This is a genomic window from Cryobacterium lactosi, assembly GCF_004403945.1.
GTDB classification, from domain to species: Bacteria; Actinomycetota; Actinomycetes; order Actinomycetales; family Microbacteriaceae; genus Cryobacterium; species Cryobacterium lactosi.
In genome coordinates, this window is the sequence record NZ_SOHM01000026.1 from 1 (window position 1) to 8,023 (window position 8,023).

The following is an 8,023-nucleotide window of genomic DNA, read 5'->3' on the forward strand; positions in this document are numbered from 1 at the left end:
ACGATCAACGATGGGCTGGACATGATCGGGGACTTCCTGGTTCTCGCCCTACATCAAACGGCGGACTTGCTCTGAGCTACTGGCCTCACCCAACCCTGACACGTAGGGGGTGGCTCTTCACGTTGCCGAAGCAACGCTCAAGAGCGGGAAACCACACCGCTCACGGGGACGTAACCTAGAAGAGTGAAATGCTGGGGTGAACGCGGATCGATGTCTGACCTCCCTCGCCTTCGGTGGCACTTTTCCAAGAGAAATCGAAACACTCATTCAGGTGCAGCTTGACCCCTATTGCGGCCTGAATATGAGCAAGTGTCTGGTCATCGAAACTAATTGTGAGGGTGGATCCATACGTCAGGATTCCCAAGAGCTTGCCCCCCCATGCAGCGGCTGTGACAAGACCACAATCCCCACCGCACAGCGTCACGGAGGGGCTTGCGCGCCCCGCGCTACGCTGCGAATCATCCTCTACAGCGAGGCGGCAAGCGCTCCAATTCGGGAGCGTAACCGCGCCTGCGAAAGGCCACGCGATGAGCACACAATCTTTCTCACTCAACGGCAGGATCGCCCGAATCTCGCCCTCGTCAGCCCGCGAAAGCCGTTCTTGTTCATATAATCGCGGCATGATCGATCGACGTGCGGAGGAAACCTCTGTACTTAGACGACAAGGCCATAGAGCACGGCCGCAAAGAGTCCGCGCGATGTGCGAGCGTCCGAAAGACTCACAACTGCCCGTTCGGCAACACAAGAGTCTTGATACTCGTTGGGTCGATCGTCGCCGCTAGCATCGCCGCTTCAACGTCGTCGAGGGCGTGCACGCTGGTTACAAGCTCGCTGAGATTCACGCTGCCATTGGCCGCTAGTTCTATGGCGAGCGGCCACGTGTGCGCATAACGAAACGTTCCGGTTAAGGTGATCTCCCGGTGTTGCATCAAAGCTACAGGAAGGGAAACATCGTCCATGCCCATCCCGACGAGCACCACCTTTCCTAGTGCGCGCACGGCTCGAATCCCCGCCGCGATTGCAGCGGGAGCTCCAGAGGCATCGATGAAGACATCAACAATGGGAACGTCGGGTTCGAGATCACTTGGAGAGATTGCCGAGACCCCGGTGAATCGTTCGGCGAAAGCCCTCCTGTGTTCTTGAGGGTCCGAAATGATGACCTCTGAGGCACCGAACGCGTGAGCGACCTGCGCCGTGAGCACGCCGATCGGCCCAGCGCCGGCGATCAAGACTCGAGTTCCTGGGCCGACAGTCGCCTTGCGACAGGCATAGACAGCGACTGAGAGCGGTTCTATGAGCGCGCCCTCCGCCATCGATAAGTGATCGGGCAAAAGATATGCGAAGTCGTCTGGAATCACAGCGTATTGGGCAAATGAACCGTGTGTTGGATACGCCCCGTAAAATTCAATATCACGACACTGGTTGTAGTCGCCACCAAGGCAGTATTCGCAGCGCCGACACGGACGTTGAGGTTCGATCGATACCCGTTGTCCGACTCTAGAAGGATCCACCAACTCTCCCACTGCCACGATCACGCCGGCCGTTTCGTGCCCGAGGACAATCGGACCGGCGACAACCAAGTTGCCGATTCGACCGGCGCGATAGAAGTGTGCGTCGGAACCGCACACTCCGACAGCATCCACACGCACGAGCACATCCTTCGAACCGACCGTTGGGACAGCGACCTCCTGCACTTCGACCTGCTTCGGGCCGGTGAGGACGCTGGCCTGCATCATTTGCGGAATCGCGTTGATGGTCGTTGACGTCATGACTTCTCCATTCGTTGTAAACATCCAGAGAATAGGGGCAACGCGATCAGGTATGGTGAAGGGGCGCTCGTATGAGCGCCGAGCTACACCAGGAGCTCCTGCGCTGTAAATGCGTCAGTGATCAGCGTGTTGACCATTCCTGACAGCAATGCCGCACGAATCGCGGTGGTCTTGCCTGTCCCCCCTGCGACGGCGATAACATTCCGTGCTTGCGCTAGTTGGGCGGCTGTAACTGCGATTGCGACCGGAGCCAGTTGTTCGGATAAGCGGCCGTCTTCATGTATGAGCGTCGCCCCGACCTCGCCATGGATGCCTTCGCCAAGGAGGCGTGTGCGGAAGTCCTCGTCCACCATGTTGTCGAAAAGTTGCGACTGCGGAGGATCCCAGCTGCCGATCGTAACGAACGCGACGTCCAGGTCATCAATTCGGGAGAGCGTCCTTCGGATCGCGGGCTGGCGCCGGATCCCTTCCGCAACCGACGCCTCAGAAACCGTGAGAGGAGAGTACAAAAAGTGCGCCCTACCCCTAGAAACGGCTGCAAGCCGTGCGACGACCCCCATCCCCGACTCGATATTGGGATTCGCCACCCCGGTCAGTTGGACGACGTCGCAATAGGGAAGCTCAGTCACGTACTTATCGAGCTGGCGGAGAGTTCGACCCGGCGTGATCCCGAGCACATCGCCTTCGCGGATCACTTCGGTGAGAAATGACGCCGCAACTGGAGCTAGCGCCTGGCGAACCTCACCAGCATCCCGTGTCCCTGAGTGAACCACCGCAGCATGTTGCAGCCCGAAGCGCTCCCTCAACTGAGTTGAGATTTCAAAATCAACGCCGATTGGAAGATCGACCGATATTCGGACGCAACCGCCGTTGTAGGCTTCGTCGATAAGGCGTGCTACACGGAAGCGGGAACTTCTAATCTCTTTCGCGATCTCGACCTTCGACTTGCGATCGATCAAGTACCGTTTAGCGACGTAGGCCGCTTCGCTTTGCCTAGAAATACCCATTACCGGAACTCCTCGCTCATCTGAGCGCAGTCTAGTGAGCATGTTCGGATGTCGCTACCATCGAACTCCCCCGGGGCCACAGACTTCCACCCCCACCCGGCCTGTCCCACCGAGAGCAGACATCAAAGGGTCCTATCGGTGCCCAGGCACAGTACAGACCGACAATCCCGGCTGGCGCGTACAGCCAGGTAGGTGTCACCTGGCTATCGGACAGGGATATTGCCGTCCGAGACGTGGCTGGTTAATTGTCTGCCCTCCCCTCAGACCCCTATTTCTCCGCGATCGCGTGAAGGAACTTGACGGGTGACCGCTTCGCGTCGAAGACATGCAGCGTCCCTTACCGCTTTGCGACCGAGGAACGCTAGTCTTTTAGCTGCCTAGCCCCGTCGATGAAAATTGGGCATATGTCCCCCATGGTGTCTATGTTTTCCAAACAAACAGGGCTAGTCGTAGGCCAAAGTCATTCTATGCAAAGGAGCACAATGCGAAATCTTGATCTAAGTTCTGGCTGGTCCGTCCTGCAAGACGTCCACAACAGTGGCGAATTTTTCGAAATCTACAACGTTGCACAATTCGACGCAACGCATGCCGGCTCGGGAATTTCAGAATGGGAACCTCTCGAAAAGCTGCAGCACCTGCAGGTCGCATTGGACCCAAATCCGTACTGGGGACGGTCGCTCCGTCATTTCAACACGGCCCCGTGGTTCTACCGACTGGAATTTGATCTGGACGAAGCTGCCGTCCCCAACGCAGAACTCCGTTTTAGCAACGTGGACTATTTCGGACGCGTTTGGTTGAACGGCGCCTTGCTCGGCGATCACGAAGGCTACGGGACCCCGTTTTCATTCGACGTTGTCGACCTACTGACGCCGGGGCGAAACGTGCTTGTCGTGAAAGTCTGGTCACCTTGGGACTCTTCCTATGCCGACGGCTCTCCGGAAATGCGAACTTTGCGCATCAACCGAGACATGGCGAAAGGGACCTATGAGCACGATGACACGCTCATACCTCGGGATGTGAATCCTGTCGGAATCTACGGATCCGTCTCGCTGATCGTTCACGACGAGCGTCAGTATCTAGCCGATACGCGCGTGACAGCTCGACTCGACGGTGCTAATGGTGTTGTAACGATTGCCGGCAACGTGATGGGCGAAAACACAGAGGCGCAGCTGACTCTGCGAGTGCGAGACATGATCACTGGCGCCATCGTTACCGAGCAAAACCGATCCGTTTCTGGTCACTTCGAATCCGAAGTTGTTGTGGCGCAGCCGCGTCTTTGGTCGACCTGGGACCACGGGGATCAAGGTCGTTACTTTGTAGAAGCTGCGATCGGCGATACCTTCAGCGACTTGGGGCGCGTGGCGTTTCGAACTGTCTCACTGAAACGAACACCCCTCGAGACTTCGTACCGGATCAACGACGTACCTTTTTATGTACGCGGCACGTCCTACTTGCCAGACGCATATCTTTCAACGATGACTCGTGAACGGTATTTACGCGACTTGCGATCAATGAAGAACGCAGGGTTCAATACGGTTCGCGTTCATGTGCATATCGAGCTTCCGGAGTTTTACGATCTCTGCGACGAACTTGGCCTGGCGGTCATCCAGGACACCGATTACAACTGGAATCATCCGACCGACAAGACTTGGCGAGAGCGGTTTATTCAAGTCGCCCACGAGATGGTTCTGATGTTGGAAACGCACCCCTGCATCATCACCTGGGTTGCTTTGAACGAGCCAGGGAATTCCGCGCCTACGGATGAAGCCCGCGACGCAGCAATGTCTGTCAGTCCTGGGCCTCAGATCATTGAGGCTCTCAAGACCTGGGATCCAACGCGGCCTGTGATCAAAGGATCCTGGTGCGTTGATGATCTTGAAAGCGGCGATAGCCACAACTACACGGGCTCGCTCTGGGCCCCAGATGTCAGCTTCACCGAGATCGACGGCACCACGGAAAAATTCAACACAGAGTTTGGTTTTGATGCGCCGTCGTCGTTTGCCGAGCTCACGAAGTACCCGGACATTGCAAAGCGTCTCTCAACGATCTCTGCGGACATCCCTGAGCTTCAGGAGTATCAGTACACGCTCACGAAGTACTACATCGATCACTATCGAGCACAAAAGGATAATCCGAACTCAGGCTATGTCCAGTTCATGTTCATCGATGTGGCACCGCAAAGTTTCTATGGAGTTGTCAGTCACGCTGGCCTTCCCAAACGCGGGTACGACGCTCTATTCGAGTCGAATCAGCCAGTTTCGGTATTTCTGCGGCGCACCGCAAATGAGGTGTCAGATGTCCTCCTCGCGAATGACCATCCATGGTCTCTAGGGCAGATGACAGTCGAGTGGACGGTTACCAATGCCGAAGGAGCGACTTTGTCGTACGGCACTGAGCTGGTGGACGTGGGAGCCAACTCCCTAGAGACGATCGCATCATTAGGCATTAAAAGAGACCGCTATGTCGGCCCGATTACCATCGTCATCGTAGGTGCAGATCAGGAGGGACGAGTGATTTCGCGAAGTATTTACAACGATGTCTTCAACCATCCTCGTCACCCTAAAGGCCACCCGGACCGCATGAGCCATGAGCTCGGAGTCCGACTTTATGGCGCCACTTCGTAGGAGCGCCAGTGCTCAAGCGAAATTCGCCGATGGTCACGCGCACAACGCGATCCCGTCATCATCATTGCAACGTTGTTATTTTCGAGACGTACGCATGTACCGCCACCAAAACGCCAGAAGATTCATCTGAAAGGACCCTTACTCATGACTTCCGCCCGCCTCGTTATTGACCCACGCTTTCCAGTGGGAAACGTCGATCGACGTCTGTTCGGCTCATTCGTCGAGCATCTCGGCCGCTGCGTGTATGACGGTATCTACGAACCAGGACACCCGGCATCGGATGAGAACGGGTTCCGTCAAGACGTACTTGAGCTCGTGCGAGAGCTCGGCGTGAGCATGGTTCGATACCCCGGAGGTAACTTCGTCAGTGGATACAAGTGGGAAGAAGCCATAGGGCCGAAAGCAGACCGTCCGCGCCGACTTGACATGGCCTGGCACTCAGTCGAGACGAATGAAGTCGGACTAGACGAATTCGCAAGATGGGCGAAACTTGCGGAAGTCGAGACGATGTACGCAGTGAACCTCGGAACTCGCGGCATCGAAGACGCACTCGCTGTCCTGGAATACGCCAATGTCGAATCCGGTACCACTTTGTCCCAGCAGCGGATCGACAACGGCACGGAAAAACCTCACGACATTAGAATGTGGTGCCTCGGGAACGAAATGGACGGTCCGTGGCAGTTGGGGTTCTCCACAGCTGAGGAGTACGGGTCCAAAGCAGCTCAGGTCGCAAAAGCCATGCTGCAGCTCGATTCGACTTTACAGTTGGTCGTCTGCGGCAGCTCCAGTGCGCACATGCCAACATTCGGCGCTTGGGAACAAACGGTTCTTCGGAAGACGTATGCCGACGTAACGCATATTTCCTGCCACGCCTACTACGAGGAAACAGATGGCGACACTGGCAGTTTCCTCGCATCAGCAGTCGATATGGACTTCTTCATTGATTCGATAGTCGCCACGGCCGACGCGATCGGCGCCGAGCTGCACAACGCAAAAAGGATTGAGATCTCATTTGACGAGTGGAACGTTTGGTACCAGTCCCGCTACCAGAACGAGGATCGAATCACTGCAGCGCAGGACTGGCCATACGCTCCACGTCTGCTCGAGGACATCTATTCGGTTTTGGACGCCGTCGTTTTTGGCAACCTGATGATTTCGCTGCTGAAACACGCCGACCGTGTGACCTCCGCCAGCCTCGCGCAACTCGTCAATGTGATCGCCCCGATCATGACCGAGCCAGGCGGAGCAGCGTGGCGACAGACCACGTTCTTCCCCTTCGCGACGACAGCCCGCCTCGCCAAGGGTCGCTCCTTGCAGACTATCGTGACAAGCGACCGGTACAACACGCAGCGGTTCGGTGACGTGGACTTCCTAGACTCAGCAGCAACTTGGGATGCAGCGACCGGAGAAGGCGCTATCTTCCTGGTGAACCGTCACCAAACGGAGACGATGACATTGAGCGTCGATATGACTGGTTTCGGACCAGTACAAATCTCCGAGGCGTTGACTCTTTCAGATGATGACATTCGCGCCGTGAATGACCTTGCTAATCAGACCCGAGTGTCGCTCAAACCCAACGAATCTGTCTCCATGGCGGAAGGAACGCTCCTTATCGAGCTTCCTCCAGTCAGCTGGAGCGCGATCAGCTTCGAAGGCAAGAACGCGTAATTGCTGATTCTGCGGTCGATCGCCGGCAGCCTGCCCTCTTGGACTGACGGCGATCGAAGGGACGTGAGTACACCCGGAATTGAACGGCCGAGTGATTCGCGGAGATCGGACAGACGTTGAGCCCGCTCCCGATCGTCGCCCTTCAGACTGGGTCGACCACCCGGGGATTCACGAGCTCGGCACCGCATATTCGCGCCCGCGCCGTCGATCACCTCCGGTGCCAGGGCGCGGGCGTGGGCGTGGGCGTGGGGCATCCTCAGCTGCCGCACGGGAACCAGGCGCGAGTCGCTGCCGCCGAAGAAGGCGAACATCGACGCATGTGCGTAAAGCCACGACTCCTGCCGCATATTCAGGCTCGTTTCCACGAACGCATATCGGCTGAAGGGCCGGCAGGCGACGACCATCGAGATCTCACCTGTGGTCGGATCCAGCAGCTGCATCGTGGGCCTGGACCAGTCGACCTCGATGCTGCGGCCAGCCTTGTGACCAGCACGGGACGACGCCCCAGTCACGGCGGCATCCTCGCCGCAGCATCGCGGACCGCCTGAATGCTGTGCCGGGATATCCGGTGAGCGGACTCGATCGCTCGTCGCCACAGGCTTGATTACGTAGCTGCAACACCAGATTCGCTTTGACACTCCGTACCATTGCCGGTACTCCTTCCACCACGTGGCCCTCACATGGTGGAAGGAGCTTTCAGGTGGTGCTCAACCACATCAATCGCGCTACCGGGCTATGGCGCTCACCCGCACCACAGGTGGAGCCCACAGAAGCCGATTTTCACGAACGAGCTGGTCTCCGTGGCCGTGCGCGCGGTAGGGCGAGAACCGCCTGTTAACGCCGACCGAAAACAGGACCATTAACGCCGATTGAAAACAGGACCACCGACCAGTATGGAAGGTGATCAATATGGACGATTGGGCGAAGATACGCCAACTGTTTGCAACGGGCGAGC

At 57.2% G+C, this 8,023-nt stretch carries 5 protein-coding genes and 1 pseudogene; 2 read left to right on the forward strand and 4 right to left on the reverse strand.

Annotation, left to right across the window (positions count from 1 at the left end):
- Positions 1-175 precede the first annotated feature (175 nt).
- From E3T61_RS22765 to E3T61_RS11350, 3 genes are all read right to left on the reverse strand, one after another.
- Positions 176-622 carry a DUF7882 family protein gene (locus E3T61_RS22765; protein WP_478213449.1) on the reverse strand — a complete coding sequence of 149 codons (447 nt, stop codon included), beginning with the start codon at positions 620-622 and terminating at the stop codon, positions 176-178.
- 97 nt (positions 623-719) lie between these two features.
- Positions 720-1,769, reverse strand: coding sequence for an NAD(P)-dependent alcohol dehydrogenase (locus E3T61_RS11345; protein ID WP_134640975.1), 1,050 nt, complete (start codon positions 1,767-1,769; stop codon positions 720-722).
- A gap of 83 nt (positions 1,770-1,852) precedes the next feature.
- Positions 1,853-2,776 carry a sugar-binding transcriptional regulator gene (locus E3T61_RS11350; protein ID WP_166793208.1) on the reverse strand — a complete coding sequence of 308 codons (924 nt, stop codon included), beginning with the start codon at positions 2,774-2,776 and terminating at the stop codon, positions 1,853-1,855.
- A gap of 482 nt (positions 2,777-3,258) precedes the next feature.
- On the opposite strand from E3T61_RS11350, the gene E3T61_RS11355 reads away from it, so the two are divergent.
- Positions 3,259-5,400 (forward strand): glycoside hydrolase family 2 protein, encoded by a 2,142-nt coding sequence (locus E3T61_RS11355; protein WP_166793209.1) that lies wholly within the window; start codon positions 3,259-3,261, stop codon positions 5,398-5,400.
- A 144-nt stretch (positions 5,401-5,544) separates the two neighbouring features.
- Positions 5,545-7,068 carry an arabinosylfuranosidase ArfA gene (gene arfA / locus E3T61_RS11360; RefSeq protein ID WP_134640978.1) on the forward strand — a complete coding sequence of 508 codons (1,524 nt, stop codon included), beginning with the start codon at positions 5,545-5,547 and terminating at the stop codon, positions 7,066-7,068.
- 272 nt (positions 7,069-7,340) lie between these two features.
- On the opposite strand, the pseudogene E3T61_RS22340 reads toward arfA, so the two are convergent.
- Positions 7,341-7,574: pseudogene (locus E3T61_RS22340) on the reverse strand (IS21 family transposase); the annotation flags it as partial.
- Positions 7,575-8,023 lie beyond the last annotated feature (449 nt).